This window comes from Microcoleus sp. S1D4 (assembly GCF_036700765.1).
GTDB lineage: Bacteria > Cyanobacteriota > Cyanobacteriia > Cyanobacteriales > Microcoleaceae > Microcoleus.
This window is the reverse complement of sequence record NZ_JAUBPP010000019.1, coordinates 61,894-82,834: the sequence shown is the minus strand read 5'-3', so window position 1 is coordinate 82,834 and position 20,941 is coordinate 61,894. Positions and strand designations below refer to the sequence as shown.

Annotated in this window: 20 protein-coding genes; 8 read left to right on the top strand and 12 right to left on the bottom strand. The window is 44.0% G+C overall.

What is annotated here, in order from left to right; all coding sequences use genetic code 11:
* Window positions 1-962: 962 nt before the first annotated feature.
* Window positions 963-1,106, bottom strand: a complete 144-nt coding sequence (locus QT998_RS19605; RefSeq protein WP_333092362.1) for a hypothetical protein — start codon at window positions 1,104-1,106, stop codon at window positions 963-965.
* A gap of 249 nt (window positions 1,107-1,355) precedes the next feature.
* Between QT998_RS19605 and QT998_RS19600 the strand changes: the two genes are divergently transcribed.
* From QT998_RS19600 to QT998_RS19575, 6 genes are all read left to right on the top strand, one after another.
* A complete protein-coding gene (locus QT998_RS19600) occupies window positions 1,356-1,856 on the top strand; it encodes a peptidoglycan-binding domain-containing protein (RefSeq protein ID WP_333092361.1) in 501 nt (166 codons plus the stop codon).
* Window positions 1,857-2,155: 299 nt separating this feature from the next.
* Entirely contained in the window at window positions 2,156-2,581 is a 426-nt protein-coding gene (locus QT998_RS19595; RefSeq protein WP_194012030.1) for a photosystem I reaction center subunit II PsaD, read from the top strand.
* Window positions 2,582-2,958: 377 nt separating this feature from the next.
* Entirely contained in the window at window positions 2,959-3,822 is an 864-nt protein-coding gene (locus QT998_RS19590; RefSeq protein WP_333117154.1) for a GNAT family N-acetyltransferase, read from the top strand.
* A gap of 280 nt (window positions 3,823-4,102) precedes the next feature.
* Window positions 4,103-5,650: an anthranilate synthase component I gene (gene trpE, locus QT998_RS19585; protein WP_194065710.1), complete on the top strand. Its 1,548-nt coding sequence runs from the start codon at window positions 4,103-4,105 to the stop codon at window positions 5,648-5,650.
* Window positions 5,651-5,907: 257 nt separating this feature from the next.
* Window positions 5,908-6,792, top strand: a complete 885-nt coding sequence (locus QT998_RS19580; RefSeq protein ID WP_333092358.1) for a PhzF family phenazine biosynthesis protein — start codon at window positions 5,908-5,910, stop codon at window positions 6,790-6,792.
* A gap of 503 nt (window positions 6,793-7,295) precedes the next feature.
* On the top strand, window positions 7,296-7,772 hold the full coding sequence (locus QT998_RS19575) for a hypothetical protein (protein WP_194065605.1): 477 nt from the start codon (window positions 7,296-7,298) through the stop codon (window positions 7,770-7,772).
* 17 nt (window positions 7,773-7,789) lie between these two features.
* Here QT998_RS19575 and QT998_RS19570 read toward each other — a convergent pair whose 3' ends face one another.
* The 5 genes from QT998_RS19570 to petH form a co-directional block, all read right to left on the bottom strand.
* On the bottom strand, window positions 7,790-8,626 hold the full coding sequence (locus tag QT998_RS19570; RefSeq protein ID WP_333117152.1) for a hypothetical protein: 837 nt from the start codon (window positions 8,624-8,626) through the stop codon (window positions 7,790-7,792).
* Window positions 8,627-8,712: 86 nt separating this feature from the next.
* Window positions 8,713-10,029, bottom strand: coding sequence for a homoserine dehydrogenase (locus QT998_RS19565; protein WP_194065604.1), 1,317 nt, complete (start codon window positions 10,027-10,029; stop codon window positions 8,713-8,715).
* A gap of 136 nt (window positions 10,030-10,165) precedes the next feature.
* Window positions 10,166-10,594, bottom strand: coding sequence for a Uma2 family endonuclease (locus tag QT998_RS19560; protein ID WP_333092355.1), 429 nt, complete (start codon window positions 10,592-10,594; stop codon window positions 10,166-10,168).
* Window positions 10,564-10,896, bottom strand: a complete 333-nt coding sequence (locus QT998_RS19555) for a Uma2 family endonuclease (RefSeq protein ID WP_333117150.1) — start codon at window positions 10,894-10,896, stop codon at window positions 10,564-10,566. The genes QT998_RS19560 and QT998_RS19555 overlap by 31 nt, the downstream gene beginning before the upstream one ends.
* A 265-nt stretch (window positions 10,897-11,161) precedes the next feature.
* Window positions 11,162-12,367, bottom strand: coding sequence for a ferredoxin--NADP reductase (gene petH, locus QT998_RS19550; protein WP_333117148.1), 1,206 nt, complete (start codon window positions 12,365-12,367; stop codon window positions 11,162-11,164).
* 916 nt (window positions 12,368-13,283) lie between these two features.
* Between petH and QT998_RS19545 the strand changes: the two genes are divergently transcribed.
* Window positions 13,284-14,288: a phosphoribulokinase gene (locus QT998_RS19545; protein ID WP_194065601.1), complete on the top strand. Its 1,005-nt coding sequence runs from the start codon at window positions 13,284-13,286 to the stop codon at window positions 14,286-14,288.
* Between the two features lie 92 nt (window positions 14,289-14,380).
* Here the strand turns inward: QT998_RS19545 and QT998_RS19540 are convergent, their stop codons facing one another.
* The 4 genes from QT998_RS19540 to QT998_RS19525 all read right to left on the bottom strand — a co-directional run bounded on the left by QT998_RS19540 (window position 14,381) and on the right by QT998_RS19525 (window position 18,061).
* Window positions 14,381-15,574 (bottom strand): McrC family protein, encoded by a 1,194-nt coding sequence (locus QT998_RS19540; protein ID WP_333117147.1) that lies wholly within the window; start codon window positions 15,572-15,574, stop codon window positions 14,381-14,383.
* Between the two features lie 7 nt (window positions 15,575-15,581).
* Complete coding sequence (locus QT998_RS19535; protein WP_333117146.1) at window positions 15,582-17,234, bottom strand: McrB family protein; 1,653 nt, start codon at window positions 17,232-17,234, stop codon at window positions 15,582-15,584.
* A gap of 198 nt (window positions 17,235-17,432) precedes the next feature.
* The gene (locus tag QT998_RS19530; protein ID WP_333117144.1) at window positions 17,433-17,834 is read right to left on the bottom strand and encodes a type II toxin-antitoxin system VapC family toxin; all 402 of its coding nucleotides are present in this window, start codon (window positions 17,832-17,834) and stop codon (window positions 17,433-17,435) included.
* A complete protein-coding gene (locus QT998_RS19525; RefSeq protein WP_333117143.1) occupies window positions 17,834-18,061 on the bottom strand; it encodes a hypothetical protein in 228 nt (75 codons plus the stop codon). The genes QT998_RS19530 and QT998_RS19525 overlap by 1 nt, the downstream gene beginning before the upstream one ends.
* A gap of 204 nt (window positions 18,062-18,265) precedes the next feature.
* Between QT998_RS19525 and QT998_RS19520 the strand changes: the two genes are divergently transcribed.
* Window positions 18,266-19,918 (top strand): FAD-dependent oxidoreductase, encoded by a 1,653-nt coding sequence (locus QT998_RS19520; protein WP_333117142.1) that lies wholly within the window; start codon window positions 18,266-18,268, stop codon window positions 19,916-19,918.
* 177 nt (window positions 19,919-20,095) lie between these two features.
* Here QT998_RS19520 and QT998_RS19515 read toward each other — a convergent pair whose 3' ends face one another.
* Window positions 20,096-20,470, bottom strand: coding sequence for a type II toxin-antitoxin system RelE/ParE family toxin (locus tag QT998_RS19515; protein WP_333092344.1), 375 nt, complete (start codon window positions 20,468-20,470; stop codon window positions 20,096-20,098).
* Window positions 20,463-20,798 carry a hypothetical protein gene (locus QT998_RS19510; protein ID WP_228049682.1) on the bottom strand — a complete coding sequence of 112 codons (336 nt, stop codon included), beginning with the start codon at window positions 20,796-20,798 and terminating at the stop codon, window positions 20,463-20,465. Before QT998_RS19510 ends, QT998_RS19515 begins: the two co-directional genes overlap by 8 nt.
* Window positions 20,799-20,941: the final 143 nt, after the last annotated feature.

The window sequence follows — 20,941 nt, the reverse complement described above, 5'->3', positions numbered from 1 at the left end:
TCGATAATTCCGAGAGATGCTTGACGCAGAAACCGGGTTTTTGGCCCCGCGTGCGTCTGGGATTGTTTAAATAGACTTCTCCAAGAATGGTTGTAAATCAGGCTCTTCGAGGCTGTTCTTTAAATGCTGTTCTGGAGATTTCTAATAAATCGAGCGATCGGGAAATTGCCGCTTTTGATTTTTCATTTTTGTTGTGTAAGTGTTGCAGGCTTTACATTAAATCTTACAACATCGCGCCGATCGCTGTAAATTAAGTTTATTAAAAATTAATAATAAAAGCCATAGGGTAAATAAATAGATTGTGATTGCGAGGAAAAGGAAAGCAATCGCAGAAAGATTGTATTTTTACAGTAGTCGAGCCGGACTGCTTTACCTGCATAAAAAATCAGATTGATAGATGGTTGCAATCTGGAGAATTTACTGAGATGTAAACTGTCGTTTTTTAGTGACGGCTGCGGAAATTACTTATATCAAAACTCTTTTTGTAGCAATACTTCGGACAGTTTTAGGCAGGATCGAGTATCTGAAACCCATGCTGGCTATAGTGCGGACTATTTTTTCAAAGTTTAAGTTTAGCCTTAAGTTTGAAAAAAAGATTAAAAATGCGAAGGCTTGCACTGTAAAGCTTACAGATGCTTTAAAAAACTGTCCGAAGTATTGTTTGTAGGGTGTGGCGGCAAAGATTGAGCAGATTTGCTTAAAAACTGCGTTTCTCAGTTTTAGGTGCGTAGGTGTCGATCGACTAACTCGATCGCCCGATGCACCTTAACATAAAAAAGTTTTCAGCGCCGAACCAGCCTCCTCCTCTAGCCTTCTCACCCTCAACCCTCACCCTATGAAATACACCTTTCAGGTGATGCGGCAGGCGCGGTGTTTATGTTTAGGATCGAAAGTATAGAAGCAGATTCAGGACGCGCTGGCTTTGTTAAACCCGGTGTTTAGGCAAAATTTCGGGTGTGGCGCTAGCGATGCTGGCGAGAATAAAGTTGGAAGGCGCACCAATCTTGATATCGCGTTTGTTCGATTAACCGCAATAAAATGCGATCGCGCGTGGGGACTTGCGGGCGTACTACAAACCATTTTTGTTGTGGTAATCGACCAGACATGATGTGATATCAATTCCGGTTGCACTCCTACATGATGTTAACGGTTAACGGTTAGCGGTTAACGGTTAACAGTGAATTTACTCTGCCGATGAAAAGAGGATTTGATATGAGACACTAAAAGTCGATCGAATCTGTTGAGACACTGCCATCGCCAGTGTTGATTCGCCAAAACTTGAGGATGCAAATGTTTCGCCCGGAAAAACTTTTTTACACAAAAAATACTCAAAGCTAGAGGTTACAAAATCGATTATGTCACTTAAAACTCGCATGAATTCTACCGAAGCTATCGCCAACCACCCGCAACTGCAATTAGGTTCTCAAGGTAAAGCCGTGTTGGAACTAGAACAACTGCTAACCAAGCTGCGCGTTTACCGGCAGCCTGCAAAAGGAATTTTTGACAAAGCAGTGGAATTTGCTGTGAAACTATTTCAGTTTCGGGTTTTCTTGCCGCCGGACGGTATTGTCGGGCCGCTTACTTGGCAGGCCCTTGATACTCAATCTCCGGTTAATATGCCGGTACTCAGATTCGGCAGTTCTGGGGAAGCAGTCGCTACTGTTCAGGAAGTTTTGAGGCTTTCCCAGCACTACAGTGGTGAAATTGACGGCCAATTTTATACTTTGACAGAGAACGCTGTTCGCGCATTTCAAAAAAGCTTTGGGATTGAGGCCGACGGGGTTGTCAACCGAGAAACTTGGACTGCTTTGAGTCAAATTCCGCGCGGTTATGACCCTCAATGGTTCTTGACTTAGGCTTGGTGCAGTAAATGGTGCGATCGCCCGTAGAGAGGAAATTGGGGGAATATGCGATGCTGCGGGTGCGCTACAAACACCCGAAGCATTGCGTTTTTATTGAGCTATTATTTGGGGAATTTGTATTTGATAATTCTGTTTTCTAAGTTGGGAAAAAATTACAAATTATCAATTATTAAATACTAATTAGCAATTATCAGAAAAGATCGATCGCCCAAAAACTGTTAACTTTCCTTACAATTTTGAGAACAGCGCGCAGTCTGAATGATAGGATGCCGTAAAATCCTTTGGATATATCTATGGCAGAAGAACTGACTGGACAACCCCCAATCTTCGGCGGCAGCACCGGCGGCTTGCTGACCAAGGCGCTAGTTGAAGAGAAGTATGCTATCACTTGGACTAGCCCCAAGGAGCAGGTGTTTGAAATGCCTACAGGTGGCGCTGCGATTATGCGTCAAGGCGACAACTTGCTGTATCTGCCCCGGAAGGAGCAGTGCATCGCTTTGGGCGGCCAGCAACTGCGGGCGAAATTCAAAATCTCGAACTACAAAATCTACCGCGTATTTCCCGACGGTTCTAATGAGTACCTGCATCCCAAGGATGGCGTGTTCCCCGAGAAGGTGAACGAAGGTCGTCCCTACGTCGGTAAGATTGACCGCAATATCGGCAGCAACCCTAATCCGATTAAGGTGAAGTTCACCGGTAAGAAAACCTACGAAGTTTAGGTTTTGAGCCAATCGCTGAGCTTGAAAAGGTAATAAGGCCCCAAAAGCTCAGTTAAGACCGATCGCCCGCAGGCCCCCCAAACAAAAAGGAGAAGAGTATTCTCTTTCCTCCCCATTTTTTTTGGTAATTGAGGGCGATAGAGACTGGAGAGTCTCAGTTTTGCTTTGTAGTGCTGTCCTCGATCGCTTGGTTCTACAAGCAAGCGGGGACAGCATTATAATAAAAAAAAGGCTTTTTCCCAATGCAGGAGATGCTCCCATCGAGACTCCGATCGAAGCAATATTTTTTAATAACTTTAGGGTTGATCTGACAGCAACGGGCCGCGCCCAACTGCTGCTAACTTCAAATATAATTAAAACTTAATCATTAATTAAAAATGAATGTCGCAATCAGGCGAGCAACACCAAGTGATATAGATGTTTGCGCTGGCATTAATTATGAAGCTTTTAAAGATATTTCCGATCGCCATTTCTTCCCTCACACAGATTTTATGACGGTAGAGTTGGCTGCCGAAATCACTCAGTTTTGGATTGAAAATCCCTCGTATTTCGGCATCGTAGCCGAGAGTTCCGGTGCGGTTGTCGGCTGCGGTTTTATGGACGAACGCAACCCGATTCGCGGTATTGGGCCCGTCAGTGTCGCAAGCGCTTTTCAACGCCGCGGCGCGGGACGAGAAATCATGAAAGCCTTGCTGGAACCGGGAAAAGACGCAGAGGGCATCCGTTTGGTGCAAGAATCTTTCAACATGGCTGCGCTGTCGCTGTACGCTTCTCTGGGTTTTGAGGTGAAAGAACCTTTCGTGCTAATAGAGGGGAAGTTTCGCAGCCAACCGCAATATGGGTTTGAGGTGCGGCCGCTGACTGCTGAGGATGTGGGCGAATGTCAGGCTTTGTGCGAAAAAGTATGCGGGTGCGATCGAACTTCCGAGATAGAATACGCCCTGAATCACTTTTCCCCCTTCGTTGCTTGCCAGCAAGGTCGGATTGTCGCTTATACTTGTGCGGTATCAGCTTTGGGCCACAGCGTCGCCCACACCGAGGCAGATATGCAGGCTTTGCTCTTGGGGGCTGCTGCGTACAGTTCCGAAGATGTGCTGGCTTTCCACTTGCCACTGAGATATGCAAGTTTGTTTCGCTGGTGCTTGAAAGAAGGACTACACGCCGTCAAACCGATGGCGGTGATGGCAGTTGGCGAGTACCAGCCGCCGCAGGGATGTTGGTTTCCGTCTTTTGTTTATTGATTGTAAGTAAATCCACTTAATTAAACATACAATATGTATAGATCAAAAGGTTAGTGTGTATTTCTTCTTTCTTCTTCTTCTTCTTCCTTCTTCCATCTTCCTGATGACGTTGTACGGAAAGCAGTTGCCAGTTGTCAGTAGTTATTTGTCAGTTGTCAGTTGCCAGTTGTTACCAATAACAAATAACAAATAACAAATAACAAATAACAAATAACTACTGACTAATGACTAATGACTAATGACTAATGACTTCTTCCATTTTCCTTCTTCCTTTTACTTTATGATGTTTCCCGACTTCTCACAATTTTCAGAACTGGCTAAACAAGGCAATTTTGTGCCCGTGTATCAAGAATGGGTTGCTGATTTGGATACGCCAGTGTCTGCGTGGTATCGGGTTTGTGCCGGTCAACCCTACAGTTTTCTGCTGGAGTCGGTGGAAGGTGGGGAGAAAATCGGGCGTTATAGTTTCTTAGGGTGCGATCCGCTGTGGATTTTGGAGGCTAGGGGATCTCGCACAACTCAAGTTTACCGCGACGGTTCCCAAAAAGTATTTGCCGGCGATCCGTTTGCAGCATTAAACGAGTGTTTGCAGCCCTACAAACCAGTAAAATTGCCACAATTACCACCGGGAATTGGCGGGTTATTCGGTTTTTGGGGTTACGAGTTAATTAAGTGGATAGAACCGCGAGTTCCCGTGCATCCGGCGGCAGAAAACGATTTGCCGGATGGGTTGTGGATGCAGGTTGATAATTTACTGATTTTTGACCAGGTGAAGCGGAAAATTTGGGCCGTAGCCTATGCCGATTTGCGGGAGGTTGGCGTTGATTTGGCTGATGCTTACGGCAAAGCGTGCGATCGCGTTTCTCACTTAGTAAATAAGCTGCAATCCCCGCTTTCCCAGCAATCTACTCTCATAGAATGGACTCCGCCGAGGGACGATCAAGATGTCGGTTCTACAAATGAAAATACAGAATTAGCTTACACCAGCAATATCACCCGCAACAAGTATTGTGAAAATGTCTTAAAAGCCAAGGATTATATCAAAGCCGGAGATATTTTTCAGGTGGTAATTTCCCAGCGGCTGGAAGCAGAATATAGCGGCGATCCTTTTGCACTTTACCGCTCTTTGCGATTGATTAATCCTTCTCCGTACATGGCTTATTTTAATTTCAGAGATTGGCAGATTATCGGTTCTAGTCCTGAGATTATGGTGAAGGCAGAAAACACTGCCGACGGCAAAAAGATTGCAACTTTGCGGCCGATTGCCGGCACGCGCCGCCGGGGCAAAACTCCCGAACAAGATGATGCTTTGGCTGCCCAATTGCTGCAAGATCCGAAGGAAATTGCGGAACACGTCATGTTAGTTGATTTGGGTAGAAATGATTTAGGCAGAGTGTGCCGAAATGGTACTGTCAAAGTTGATGAATTAATGGGAATTGAGCGTTATTCTCATGTGATGCACATTGTGAGCAATGTAGTGGGAGAATTGGCCGAGGATAAGACAGCTTGGGATTTGTTGAAAGCTGGTTTTCCTGCGGGTACGGTTAGCGGTGCTCCGAAGATTCGCGCGATGGAAATTGTGCACGAGTTAGAAGGTTGCCGTCGCGGCCCCTATTCTGGGGTTTACGGGTATTATGATTTTGAAGGACAGTTGAATAGTGCGATCGCAATTCGGACTATGGTTGTTCGTTCTTTAGATGGAAATAAGCATTCAGTTTCTGTGCAAGCCGGTGCTGGTTTGGTGGCAGATTCTAACCCGGATCTGGAGTATGAAGAAACTCTGAATAAAGCCAGGGGAATGTTGCAGGCAATTCGCTGTTTGAAATAGCAAGTTATAAGGACTAAAGCATTGGTGTCAACAATCGCCTAAAACTCTTTTTAACTCTCGTTTAGACGCGAGGCCTGATCCCCCTCGCATCCCCCTTAAGAAGGGGGACTTTGAGCACACTCCGGTTCCCCCCTTAAGAAGGGGGGCTAGGGGGGATCGAGACTCGGCTATCAACGAGAGATACAAATGCTTTTAGTCTTAAGCTGACACCAATAGATATAAAGTCCTGACTACAAATACTATCAAAAGAGGGAACTATGAATTTTTATATAGTTGATGTGTTTGCCGAGTCAAAATATGCTGGCAATCAGCTAGCTGTATTTTGCGGCGCTGGAGTTGCCGAGCTCTCAGAGGCCGAAATGCTGCTGATAGCGAGGGAAATCAATTATTCCGAAACCACGTTTATTCGATCGCCCGATCGGCGAAATAACGGCTACGACGTGCGGATATTCACGCCCAAGAAGGAATTGCCCTTTGCCGGCCATCCGACGTTGGGCACTGCGTTTGTGTTGCAGCAAGAGATAATTGGCGAAAAGGTCGATCGAGTAATTCTCAATCTAGCCGTCGGTCAAATTCCTGTCACCTTTAATTATCATAATCAATCGGCAGATATTTTATGGATGCGACAAAACCCGCCAACATTCGGTCAAGTTTTATCAGCCGAAACTCTCGCCAGCATCCTGAATTTAGAAATCGATGACATTGATGCAAAATTCCCGCTTCAAGAAGTTTCCACCGGAGTGCCGTTTATCATAGTACCGTTAAAAAACCTCGCAGCGCTCAAAAAAGCTCTAGTCAACCCAGACAAATATTTTGAACTGATTAATCACACAGAAGCCAAAGAAATTTTAATTTTCTGCCCGGAAACCTACAGCGACATTAATGATTTAAGCGTCCGAGTTTTCGCCCCTTCCCTAGGAATTCCCGAAGACCCGGCGACGGGCAGTGCCAATGGCTGTTTGGCTGGATATTTGGTAGAATATGGTTATTGCGGGGAAGCCAAGATTGATGTGAGAGTAGAACAAGGTTATGAGATTGGCAGACCTTCGCTGCTGCTATTGAAAGCTCAAAAAAATCAGGAAGAAATAGAGGTTTTGGTTGGTGGTAAGGTGGTGATGGTGGCGAAAGGAGAATTTATTTAGATTTATTAATGCGAAATTCTTAACTCCAGGTGAACGCAGATATAGCCTAGTCTCAGAAATATGACATACTCTCCGGCATAGGGCATTCCTCACCACGCGATCGAACCGCTATCTACCAATTTTAAAAGTTATACAACAGTATTTGTAGGGTGCGTCGCCATAGATCGTCCCCCAAAAAAATCGAAAATCTCCAAGCGACGCACCTCCTCAACAATATTTGAGCAAACAACTCTCTGTTTCACTCTGCCCAAAAGTTATATTTGAGCAAGATTTTTTTAAATTGGTATTATTCAACAGCAGAGACTTTTATTTACCCGGGGTGAACTTGTCAGCACTCAAATAGTTGGGCTTAATTTTAGTATGCCCGTCAATGAATTGCTAGCCTAAAAAAATGAGTTCAATTTAATTATTTTTCATCAAAATTGCTGAATATGAGGTAGCTCACATTCAGTGCGGCGTGTTATTGTTATAGTGAAAAAGTCATCCATACCAAATCCTTTCCCATGCTGCAAACATTTTCGCGGATTTTAAATGTATCCCCCGAGGATTCTGAAGCCATGCTTTCGCTTCCCTTAACTACCTTGCTGGAATCACCGGAGTTAAATCAAGTTTTGGGGAGTCTCGATACTGCTTTGCTAAAAGAAACTTTACCCACTGCTGGAGCTGTTTTAGCCAAAAAGCTGCCGCCTTTTTACGACTGGTTGCAAACAGAACTAGGAATTCAAAATGTCCCGGACAGTCCCGATCATACTACTAAATGGGTAGTGGATTTTTTGAAGAATCAAGAAAGTTTAACTCGTTTAGTTGAATTGCACAAATCGATTCCCAGCAAAGCATTAGAAAGATCGATCCCTCGCTTAGTTAGCGCTTTTGATGAGGTTGAACCCATCGCCGTTAAGGAAGAGTGGGAAAAAGCGATCGCAGCCCTTTGTCTGGTACTCGCCGTCGCAGCGCGGGAAAATCAGCCCTCTGCTACCTGAAGCAATTTGGTCTGAGTTTAAACAAAGCGACTTTTTCGGAAAATTTGCAATTGAGCCCGATCGATCTGAACGACTACCGGCTTTTTCTTGTTGAGGACGATCGCATTATGCCGATTTAACAACAGCCACTGGGCAAATATTGCCATCAGGACTCGTCTTTTGCGAAACTTACGTTCAAAATGAGCCCTTCGGACGATCGCCTCTTCTAGCTTGTAACAACAGTTTTCCCCTTTCTGGGAAATCACAAAAATTGTTCCCGGTATGTAATCGCCTTCATTTGCCCAGAAAGCATACCTTTCGCCTAAAGTAAAGTAGTGAAAAACATTGTTAGCGGTGGAAGTTTGAGCTAACTTTTCCGAAACGCCCACAGAATTAAAACTTACAGTACATCGCAGATAATTCGGGTATTTTGCTGCAATTTGCTGAGCAACTTTGCCGCCCAAACTTTCTCCGATGACATCCGGCGGATTTCCGCTGTGAAATTGCTGTTTTATCCAATCAATAGCACCCGCAGTTTTCGCCGCTTTTAACTGGCGTTCTAGTTTGGCCATAAATACATCGGGCGTATCTTCCAAAACGCGCTCGAAAGGATACCAAGAACCGTAGCCGCGAATCACGAGCACGGGCGGATTGTTCCCAGAAACGGGAAGGCGACTTTCAGCATAAAAACCAGTACCAGAGTCTTCAAAGACTTTTTCTATGATATAATTTCCATCCACAACTTGCCCTAGCTCGTGCCGAACGTAAATTGACGGATTGCTGGGTTTGAAAGTATCGTGTAGTTGGGGTTTGGCAAACTTTTCGTAGATAGCATCTAGCAAGTGCCTTCCTGTAGGGCGATCGACAAAATCCAATTGTATTGATCCGTACTAAACTAAAAACAATCTAAAAAAGGTTAATAGTCAGGACTAAAGTCCTGACTATTAACCTTGTGGAATTCTTACAAAACTCGCAAGGTACTCGCAATACTATCGACAGCTTCCATCGCGCGAATTTCAGCAAGCGCTTGTTGAAAATTACCTTCCTTCACATCGTGAGTCACCACCACAATTTCTGCTAAATTGCCGTGAATTCCAGTTTGCACAATGGACTCCAAACTAACTTTGTGGTTGCCAAAACAAGTCCCTAGTTTACCAATTACCCCCGGAGAGTCGCGCGTCAGAAAACGGGCGTAAAACCGAGTCACAAGTTCCTGCATTTCAGCAATTTTGCAGTAGTGTTGATGAGTGCAACTCAGCAAAGGATGGGGAATCGGAACAGTTTCGGTTTTCAGGATTGCCGCCACATTCAAAATATCCGATACCACCGCGCTAGCTGTGGGTCCCGCGCCCGCACCGCGCCCGTACAGCATCAATTGCCCGATCGCATCTCCCTCGATTAAAATTGCATTATAAACACCGTTGACACTCGCCAGCGGATGAGTCTTCGCCACCAAAGTAGGATGCACTCGAATCGAGAGGAGTTCCGCTTCTTCATCCCCATTTTGCTTGGAACTTTGGGATTTTTCCTCAGCAATAGCCAACAACTTAATCACAAATCCTAGCTTATCGGCATAGTCAATATCCGCCGCACTAACTTGTCTGATACCTTCGCAGTGAACATCGGCTAATTTGATGCGTCCGCCAAAAGCTAGCGAGGCTAAAATAGCAATTTTATCAGCCGCATCTAATCCATCTACATCCGCTGTAGGGTCAGCTTCAGCATAACCTAATTGCTGAGCGTCCGCGAGCACTTCGGCAAAGTCTGCACCTTCACTCTGCATCCGCGTCAGGATGTAATTAGTTGTGCCGTTAACGATGCCTGTGACAGTTTTGATGCGGTTTGCACCTAAAGATTGTTTGAGGGTTTGAATGACTGGAATTCCGCCGCCTACAGCAGCTTCTAACATTACATAAACGCCTTTTTCGTTAGCCGCGTCGAAGATTTCACTACCGTAGCGGGCGATAACTGCTTTGTTGGCGGTGACTACGTGCTTCCCGTTGGCGATCGCTTGCAGAATGAGCGATCGCGCCGGTTCCAATCCCCCAATCAGTTCTACTACAATATCAACTTTCGGGTCAGTTGCGATCGCCTCTAGGTCAGTTGTCAGCACATTTTCTGGCAATTGTAAAGACCGAGTTCGAGAAATATCGCGCACTCCCACCCGATAGATTTCCAATTCCTGCAACAGCGGATGGCGATCGTCTCGGGAGAGCAAAATCTCTGCAGTTCCCGCGCCAACTGTACCCAAACCTAGCAAACCAATTTTGAAAGCCACGACTTTGACCCGTTGAAACTCACTTAATCTACAATCATTGTATGACAACCGGGCATTCACAGAATAGCGAGAGCCCCGACTTATTAAATAAGCTGGGGATCTGCATGACTAATGAATCCAGAATTTACACAGCAATTTAAAGCTCCGCATCCATATCTGCTCCCATTTCTCGCAGCCTCTGCGCCAATCTTTGGGCACGCTGCCTTTCTAAATTAACTTGCTGTTCTAGCTGTTGATTCTGCTGTTCTAGCTGTTGTCGCCGTACAGATTCTTCTAGAATTAAATCTTCGACTAGCGGCGGACACAGCACTTCATCCACTGATAAAATAAATTCAGCGAACTGTACGGACTGAACAAGCTGTCCCGGCAAAAATTCCTGGTGAGAATAACTGCTTTCATTTTCGGGGCGGCTGCATACTCGTATTTTCGGTCGATTGGGGTCTACAATCCAATATTCGGGGATATCAATTAAATCGTATTCTGCCCGCTTGCGGATGTAGTCGTCCCGCCAATTTTGACTGGTAACTTCAATAACTAACAGCGGTTTTTCTTCAAAGTCGAGCACTGCGGAACCAGGTTGCGCGCAGACTTCCACAAACTCCGAGCGCAAATCACAACATCAGGAACGCGGGAAGAGTCTTCTTCAGTTCGGACTGCAGTAGTCACAATTGCAACTAGCGGTAGGTTGTGTGCTGCAAAGAAGCGCCGGAACTGGTCAACAAAAAATTGACAAATTTTAATGTAAATTCCTGTAGGTGTTGGAATTTCGATCAAATTTCCCCGATATAATTCATACCAAACACCTGATTCTCCCTGATAGTTCATATATTCTTCAAAGGTCAGTTTTTTGGTAGAAGTTATAACCATGTCAGTTATCTCCCTTTTTCGGTGAGCTTACTGTCTATTTTACACTTGTATTGGGTGAACAAGCTCCTGAATAGACTTGCATTGCATTCATTTACTTTCCTATCTTGAAATTATCTGCGTTAATCTGTGTTGATCTGCTTTGCATCTGCGGTTGAAGGATCGATCAAAGATTTATGTAATCTTGTTTAATGCTGAAAACAGTTTCACAAAAAAATGTAGGGCGAGCAAAGCCCGCCCTACTATTCAAATTAAATCAAGCCACACATTAATATGTTTCAACGTGCCAGCGATGCTGTTTTTTCAACTGCTTCTGATACGCTGTCCAGTCAACGTCATGCTTGCTAGATGCAGCAGACATTCCCTCGTCAATTCCGCCTTCCATTCCCTTCAAACCACAGATGTAAGTGTGAGTTTTGGGCTTTTGAACCAATTCCCACAATTCGTCTGCGTTCTCCTTAATCCGGCTTTGAATGTACATCTTGCCACCGTCAGCAGTTTTTTGCTCGCGGCTGATGGCATAAGTCAAGCGGAAATTATCGGGGAACTCGCGCTGCAATTCTTCCAACTCTTCCTTATAAAGAATGTTGGGAGTGTAAGCAACTCCAAAGAACAGCCAAGCTAAACCTTTGAACTTGTAATCGGGATTGTTTTCTTTGAACATCCGCCACAAATAAGCGCGGAAAGGAGCAATACCCGTACCGGTAGCCATCATAATTACAGTGGCATCTTCGTCTTCTGGCAAGAGCATTTCCTTGCCTACTGGGCCGGTGATTTTGACATCATCCCCTGCTTCCAAACCGGTCAGAAAAGTCGAACAAACGCCCAACACTTGTTCGCCTGTTTCTGGGTGTTTGTACTCTAGCCGGCGGACGCACAGCGAGACTGTTTTGTCGTCGAGGTTGTCGCCGTGACGGGTAGAGGCGATCGAGTAAAGCCGAATTTTGTGAGGTTTGCCGTTTTTATCCGTCCCATCAGGAATAATCCCGATACTTTGACCTTCGAGATAGTGTAACTTGCCTCCAGAAATGTCAAATTTGACGTGGCGGACTGTGCCTTCGCCGCCTTCTCTGACCAATTCTTCTGTAGAAATGCACTTACCAATATAGGGATTGGCCGGCTTGTAGAGGTTAACGGGAACCTGAACTTTTTCCTTGGCTTGAGTCATGGGCTTAGCTTTTTCTCCAGATTTCTGACTCTGTAGCCCTGCTTCTGGTGCAACTTTGCTATGAGTTTCGGGAACGCCGTTTAATGGGCGGATGCTGACGATTTTGCCACCCATGCGAGCAATTCTCCGCATTTCCTGATTCATGCGATCGTAGGGAACGGAGATAAACACGCTACCGCTACGGCGAATCGGGTGATTTGTTTGGTCAGTTGCTTTGCTCTGACGCATACCCTCCACTTCGTATACAAAGATGCGGCTGCCTGATTCTGAGTTGGCCGCTACACCAGATATGCTTGGGCTGTACATTTGTTGCTTGTCCTTCACGATACAGAGTTATAAAGAAAGAGAATGTGACGTTAGACTCAATTTACTTTTTTCTTAAGGCCATCTGAACTAATTGGCCGCGCCAATCTTTGGGCTTCGCCGTTGCGGGCGGGCGTGTCCCTTTTTGGTCGATCGCGCCTCCAGTTCCCCATCAGCCGAACATCACGCCGGCTATAGAGTCCGGCTGCGTTCAGGTGTTGACCTATAGCTATTGTTGTCTGCGTACTGCCAATATTTTACCCGATCGCGGGATCTGCCCCGATCGCTCCTTCTGATTTAGGGATTCGACAGAGGCCGATCCCGCGATCGGGAGAGGATTTCACTTATCAAAGGGAATACGGCATGGAAATATAAAACTTATAATAATGAAGTAAAACTTAAAGCACGATTTGATTAAATCACGTTGAGCTTGTAGTGGGCGGACGCATTCTGGTAAGATTAATCACTAAAGTTAGCATTAATAGCCAAAAAATTGGGGTACGATCCCATCCTATAAGGCAGGCGAGCAGGCAAGCCCGATCGGACGGGAATCGTGATGGAACTATATATTGTTGATTCGCCAGATGTAAAAATCCCGTCTCAACTCCATAGTCCAAAAAATCTCAAATAGGTTGAGGCATCAACCTAGAGGCGAGGCAAGATCGGACAAGCTGTGCTTGCCAGAAGCTGTTTGAATCCACAATCCCCATGCCTGCCAGGGATCGGGAGTATGTCAATTGCCTTCAAGATTGCTTGGGTCTTCCCTCGCAGGCAGTCAACTGACTCCTGTATGCTGGTGAGTGCTCGATCCGATCGGGGTAGCAACAAAATCGCACAAAGCCGGCACGCTACCTGCGGCCTTAAATTTTGTGGAATCTAGACTTGAGTTAGTAAACAGTGATTTTTTTAGAGGGAAACTATGACAAGTAAGCCGGATCGCGTGGTTTTAATTGGCGTAGCCGGAGACTCCGGGTGCGGAAAATCTACTTTTTTGCGCCGATTGACAGATTTGTTCGGGGAAGATTTCGTGACTGTAATCTGCCTCGATGACTATCATTGTCTCGATCGCAAGCAGCGCAAGGAAACAGGGATTACCGCCCTTGACCCCAGAGCTAACAATTTTGACCTGATGGCCGAGCAAATGAAAGCGCTCAAAGAAGGTAAGGCGATCGACAAACCGATTTACAACCACGAAACCGGTCTGCTCGATCCTGCTGAGCGGATAGAGCCGAATCACATCATCGTGATTGAGGGGCTGCACCCCCTTTACGACGAGCGAGTGAGAAATCTCATCGACTTCAGCGTCTACCTCGACATCAGCGACGAAGTTAAAATTGCTTGGAAAATCCAGCGCGACATGGCGGAACGGGGCCACCGTTACGAAGACGTGCTGTTTGCGATCAACGCTCGCAAACCAGATTTCACCGCCTACATCGACCCCCAAAAGCAATATGCTGATGTGGTAATTCAAGTATTGCCGACCAACTTGATCAAAGATGACAAAGAACGGAAGGTTCTGCGCGTCCAAATGATCCAACGCGAAGGCATCGCCAATTTTGAACCTGCGTATTTGTTTGACGAAGGTTCAACAATTAACTGGGTTCCTTGCGGTCGCAAACTGACTTGTTCCTATCCCGGAATTAAGATGTACTACGGCCCAGACGCTTTCTACGGCCAGGAAGTCTCGATTTTGGAAGTAGACGGTCAGTTCGAGAATCTCGAAGAAGTTATTTACATCGAAAGCCATTTGAGCAAGACTTCTGCGAAGTATGAAGGCGAGTTAACTCACCTGTTGCTTCAGCACCGCGAATATCCTGGTTCCAACAATGGAACTGGTTTATTCCAAGTGTTAGTGGGATTGAAGATGCGGGCGACTTACGAGAAGTTGACTGCGAAGGAATCGAAAGTGGCTGTTAGTGTTTAGAACCCTGATATGAAAGGTTTGAGAGGTGCAATTGCGCCTCTTTTTTTTGTAAGAAAATGAACTGCTCCAGCGCCAGAGGGCGCAGAGAATAGTTAGAAGAGGATTTTTTGAGGTAGAGAGGTTAAGAAGGTTTTTCCGGCTTCATTGAGGTCGCCATCTAGGGAAAAAGTTAAACTGCGAACTCGGATATCACCAATTTTATTGTTTAGTGGCTGTTTGAGGTCTTGCGGGTAAATGAGAATTGCATTTTTACAGTTTACTGCATTTGCGTAGGCAACTATTTGATGACGGTCACTACTGGCTACTTGATCTGGATTTTTGTATTTGGTATCGAGGACATACAGGATTTCATTTGTTTCAATATCGCGTAGAATTAAGTCAATTTTATCGCAATAATTTTGGTCATGTGTTACCGTGTGTTTTTTCTTGACAAAGAAGCCTGTTGGTGTATTTGCTTTGAGCCATTCAGCAACAAATTGTTCGTATAATTTAGCCATGTCTATGAGAAAAGGGAGCATTTCGCGATCGCCCTTTTCGTGACTCGGCCCTGTGTTATCTAAAAAAAATCGACATAAGGCGTGTAAAAGTTGATAATCTTGATTCAGACGGTGATAAGTGCGATCGATACAAGCTTCTGATTTAAAAGGTTTTAATGTGACAAATCCTTGGAGTGCGTGAAAGGCTTTTCGCACAGTGGATGAAACAGATTCACGGCACAAACCGCTGCGGCCAATGATGAAGAGTGTCCAAGCAAGAATTTGATTATCTTCGATATCCCCTGTTTGTTCGTTATAGTGGCATTTTAGTTTAACATCCCAAGGTTTTTGAAAGGCTGACCGCAAATCGACGCGGCCGCGAATGTAGGCGAGTCTTTCTGTTTTGGATAAGTAATCGCGATACAATCCTTTGCGACAGCGTTCGAGAATTTTTTGAGCAAGGATGTTAGCCAATCGTTCATAGACTTGTTCTAAAGATTCGCACTCAATCTGTCCATTCGGAAAATTGATATTAAGTTTGTAGGCATAGTCAAGCATTCCGAATAAGTTTGTTATCGGAACTTTTGGGCGGATGAAAATGTGAAATTCTGGAGTAATTGGAATATTACCCACTCTGCCTTTAGATTTTAATTGCCATTTATATTGAGTTTTAGGGTTGGGAAATTCTATATCTATTTCCTTGGCATAATTCTGGTAGATTTTTTGTCCTACTGATTCGGGGATTAAGTCTCGATCTAAAATTCGTAATTCATATTCTGTCAGTTCGATGGGGGGTGATTCTCGTTCCATAAAATTATCACTTGCTCAATTTATCTCTGATTTTATTCCAGAGAAATTCATTCATTTTTTCCAGGCTATCAAAGAAGTATTCTTCGAGGTATGGCTCGATTTCCATTTGCCAAATATCTTGGATATCTTGAGCTAAGGTTTTTGTCAAAAAGAAGGAGATGCCTAGTTCATAGTGTTTGTTGTTAATTGCCTGATTTACATCTTCTAGAATGCTAGTTAATTTATCAACTGGAAAACCTGTTTCCTCTCTGTGGTGATACAGTCGCAGCACTTCATAGTTTGGATAGACGGGGATGAATGCGAAGCGGCGGCGGAGTGCATTATCAACTAAGGCAATAGAACGGTCTGCGGTGTTCATTGTGCCGATGATGCGGACATTTGTAGGGATTTTAAAGGGTGTACCACTGGCTAGTTTAATAAAGCGCTCTGTGTCTGGTCGGTCATCTAGGAGGTACATTAACTCACCAAAGACTTGAGATAAATTGGCACGGTTAATTTCATCAATAATAAGAACGCAAGTGTCTTCACAGGCTTCGGCTTGTTCGCAGAATTCTAGGAATCTACCGGGAACTATTGAGTAGGTTAATTGTCCGTTTTGAGTTATTGGGCGGAGGCCTTCGATAAAGTCTTCGTAGGTGTAGGCGGGGTGAAATTGGATAATGTCTGAGAAACCGTCACCGCCGCCGATTAAGTGTTTGGCTAGTTTTTCGGCTATGAAGGTTTTTCCGGTTCCGGGTGGGCCTTGGATGATGGTTTGCCCTTTGCGGTTAATGGCGTGTATCCATTGGGTTAGTTGGGTTGTTTGAAACCCCGTAATTTCAGAAATCTCTTCTCGATTATACACTCGATTAAATTCTTTTTCATATATTGTAAAGTATTGATTTATAAGCAGAGGGGAATCATTATCGTACACATTGCAACATAAAAATAATGGAAATACCTTTTTAAAGGTTTGTACTATTAGTTGAATTAACTGTTTAGCAGAATCTCCTAATACTTCTTCTTTTTTAAGCGTTCTAGCAACCATAAGTTTAGTAATTTTATATTCTTTAACTTGTGTTGGGTCGCTAATTAAAGAGATAATACTGTTTAATAATTCATAAACCGATTGTTGATCTTTCATTATTATACGAGAGTTCAGAGGTAAAACAGAATAAATTATTTTCTTACTTAAATAGCAATGATATTGATTGGGAAAGTTATAACGTTTGAGGCGATCGATTGCCAATGGGTTATTTATATAATTGCTTTCATAATTATCTCTAATATCCTCAATATCGTTAAATTCTGGACAGAAATAAACACTTAAGTGTTGGTTGTCAAATGTTAGCATTAAGTAAGCCTCGCCTCGATAATTGATATCTTCCGAATCAAAGCCCAAAACTATAGGGTAAACTATTGATAGTAAACCTTCTATTTTATCTCTTTCAACTCTCGATCCAAGTTGCTCCCACTTGATATTTATATATTTTTTAATAAAATCAGGCAACTGCTCTTGTACCTGGCTTAAAATATACTTGAGTGGATCTTCTACATATTTTAAGAAATCTTTTTTGTGTTCCCGGTAAAAATCTGAACTGGGACTATCATTAAATTGTGCCACTAGGTTAAAAGTGTTTTCTGAAAAAGGACATTCAGGATGTACAAAAACTTTTTCCATTTTTTCTGTATGTTTAAGGTGACTCAATTGTTGTTCTTAAATTATTGTAGCCCATCGCCCTTCCCGACACCAGATATCTGAGATGCGATCGCACCCCCCATCCTTACCCACATCAATAGCCCTCCCAAACCAGTAACACAGGCAAAACCGCTAACAACCGTTCCCGGAAAATTTAAACTTGCGCCGAGTAACTCAGATTTACCAAATTGTGTCTATACTAGATAATTGAATCCGGCGATCGCGACTAATAACAGGTACATTAAGATACAAAGCAGTAGCAGCAATAATGCGATCGGGCAAATCGGGAATTTGCGATCGGTCAACTTGCCTTAAAGTCAAAGCTATATTGCGATCGAAAGGAATTTCAACCAATAAGGCATCATCGCTCTCAACTTCTCTCAAGAATAGATCGAAAGTAGCTGAATTAATCCGCCCTCTCTCGCTCAGATAGACAATTTCTGCTAATGTAATTGATGAAAAAGCCACCTGATTTCCCTCGGCAGCTATCTGTTCTATTCTCGTTCTAGCAGTCACCGAAAGTCGCAAATCGGCAAAAATATACCAAATAACAGCATGAGTATCAGCTAGAGCACGCAGCATTAGAAATCCTCCCTTGGGAAATTCGCCCATTCTTCCCTGCGAACTTCATCTATATCAGCAGCAGAAGGTGCAATTCCCAAGTCAGCACATAAACCCCATAAAGATTTCCGGGGAGCGGGCCGAACAACTAATTCTCGTTCTATTTCAGGAACTATCGATTTAATCAACCGTAACTTTTCGGCTAGAGACAACTGCTTGACAAGATTTAAAACCGCCTCAAAAGTCATGTTTTTTATATTTCAATTTGCGATCGATGTAATTGTAGCATTTTGGCCAGGACAGCATCACCAGGTTTGGGTTGAGAAGATTCGTTTACCACCCTTCCCGGAAAAGTTAAACTTGTGTCGAAATTACCTAAACGTGCTATATTCAACTCCGTAAACCCTGAACAGCAATTTCAGGTAATGCAAATTCATCAACCAGTCAACTAAATGCCTCCTACTTTCAAGAAATTAGCTGCCATTGCCATCTTTTTTGTAGCCGTAAAAGTTTTAGTTGACTCCCCCTATTTCAAAGAAGCAAAAAGCTCGATCGCCCACCGAAACGAAGCAAGTGCCACATTAGACCCCCCAAACCTGCGACAAACAGCCGCAAACAAGCCCCCAGCAGCGCATCCAACATCAGTCGATCGCAACTTTGATATCGTAGTGTACGGCGATGAAGTACCGGGGATATGTGCCGCGATATGGGCTAAGAAAACTTTAGGTGAAAAAGGCAAAGTTGCTGTGGTGCGATCGAACTACGCAACCGATCCCTTGGGCGGCGTACTCACCCGCGGCGGTTTAGGTTACGTGGATTTAGATAAAATCCCCGATTGGTATCGCCAACCCTACGCCCAGTGCTTCCGGGAATTCTTAGACAAAGCCAATGTTCCCGAATCTTGCTTAGAACCAAAACAGGCCGACAAAGCACTCAAAGAGATGCTTGCGGAAGCCGGAGTTAAAGTTATTTCCAACTCAACTCTTACTCCTCACGTAGTCAATAATAAAATTGAATATGCCGAAGTCAAAAACACTAAAGTCAAAATTAAAGCTCATTCTTTTATTGATGTAACTCAAGACGCAGAACTTGCTAGAAAAGCAGGCTTATCTTATTACACAGGATATGAATCGCAAAATATTAAATCAAAAAATGAATCCTTAGCAGTATCTGTAGTCCCCACAATTACCGGGCTAACGATCGCCGATTTACGCAAAATAGAAGATAACATTCTCTACAACACTCCTTTAGTAGAAAAGATTAAAACCAGCATTAGTAAATATAAAGATCCTGCAAGTACACAATTCTGGATGAGGAACTTTGAAAGTACAATTTATCAGGCCTATACAGACGGATATAATATCAGAAGTGTAGCCATCGGAGCCGCCTATCACGTAGATAGAAATCTCCCCTTCACTCAAGAAAAAGGATTCTTCTTTGACAAGGCAAATATTTGCGTTTATAAAAATAATTCGATGTCGTGGAACGGGTTTTTGTTTAAATACAAAGTTGACGAGTTGATGAAGATGGAAGCTAACGGCAGAAAACCGACTCCTGAAATGGTTAAAGAAATGTCACGCATCCAAGAATGGCTGCAAAAAAAGTCGGGTAAAGATGTGAGACTATTTATCCCGGATGAGATTTATATCAGACAAACTTTGAATGTGCGCGATGTGGTAGCGCCGCTGACGGGGAAGGAAATTATCAAAGGAGGAACCGAACCCTCTAAGTCGATCGGCAGTTTTTCCTACGATTTCGACTTGCGGGGCGGAGTCAAGAATTTGGATTCGAGAATTCCGCCGCTGCCGGTGTATAATTTCGGGATAGAGAGCGCTTTGGCGAGTAAAGTGAATAATTTAGCTATTGTAGGGCGATCTTCGGGCTATGTCGGTATGGCGGTATCAGTCGGGCGAATTGCGACAGTGAATATTTATCAAGGACAAGGCGTGGGCGTGGCGGCCGGTTTGGCTAGCAAGTTCGGCGTGCCGCTGAATACGATTACTTCGAGTAAAACCAGAGAAACTTTGGAGACTTTAACGGGGAAAACGACCTATTTGTCGGGGAGAGATACGAGTTATGGGGTTGATTACAAGGAGGTGAAATAATATTTGTAAACAGTCGTAAAGGCCGTTAAGATGCCTAAAAAATCCGCATTCTTCAAGACTTCGGAAGTTTTAAACAATTAGATATCACCAATGTTAAATCCTACCTACAAACTACAAACTTTTGTTTTATAATTTCTATCGAAACCTCATCTTCTACGGCGCAAGATTCCCCAACTCTTAAATATCCTCTCGCTCTTCGCTCTGCTGCTGCTCGTATTCTGTAATAATGTTCTGAATATCCTCTGCTGCAATATCGACTTGTTCGGATTTGGTGTAAAGGGTCAGCAAAATGATTCCCGTTGCTGTTTGGACGTAGTAAATTAAACGGTAGCCACCACTTTTACCTTTTTGAGTGTCGCTATTTCGGACTCTTAACTTGAAGACGGCATAACCCACTCCAGCAATTCGATCTCCTGGCAGCTCTCCCCGTGTGAGTTGTTCGATAACGGGTTGAATATCATTGCGTATGCTGCGGTATTTTTTGGCAAGAGTGCGTAAATTGCGATTGAAGGTTGGTGAAACTATAACTTGAATTAAGGGCAAGTCAGTCATTTTCAATTCCTTCCCACATTTGAGCAACCGAAATGGTTTGCCCAGTCATGGCTTCGTGCCAAGCTTGCCGAAAATCTTGTAGAAGCGCTGCTTTAGATTGACCCTCCCCGTGAATTTCTGAGGGTTCTGAAATACTAAAAGAATTAGCAGCAGGCATCTCTTGGACTTCTACTGAGAAAACCTCTGACCGATTATTTTGCGAAATGATGACTCCCTGACGTTGCTTTTGGCTTAGAAACTCTATAAAACTCGCAACCAATGCCAGATGTTCTGGAGAGAGTCGATCGAGCCATAGATCAATTTGATGTCGAAGTGGTGCTACATTCATAATGCCATCATACCTATTAATTTTACCTTCATTTTAACGTAAACCCGCCCCGCCTTGAAGATCGCTCTTCCCTCTGTCTCTGACGCAGATGCGCTTCAAAACTCTTCTCCTCCCTTCTATGGCACAATCTAAATAAGATCAAA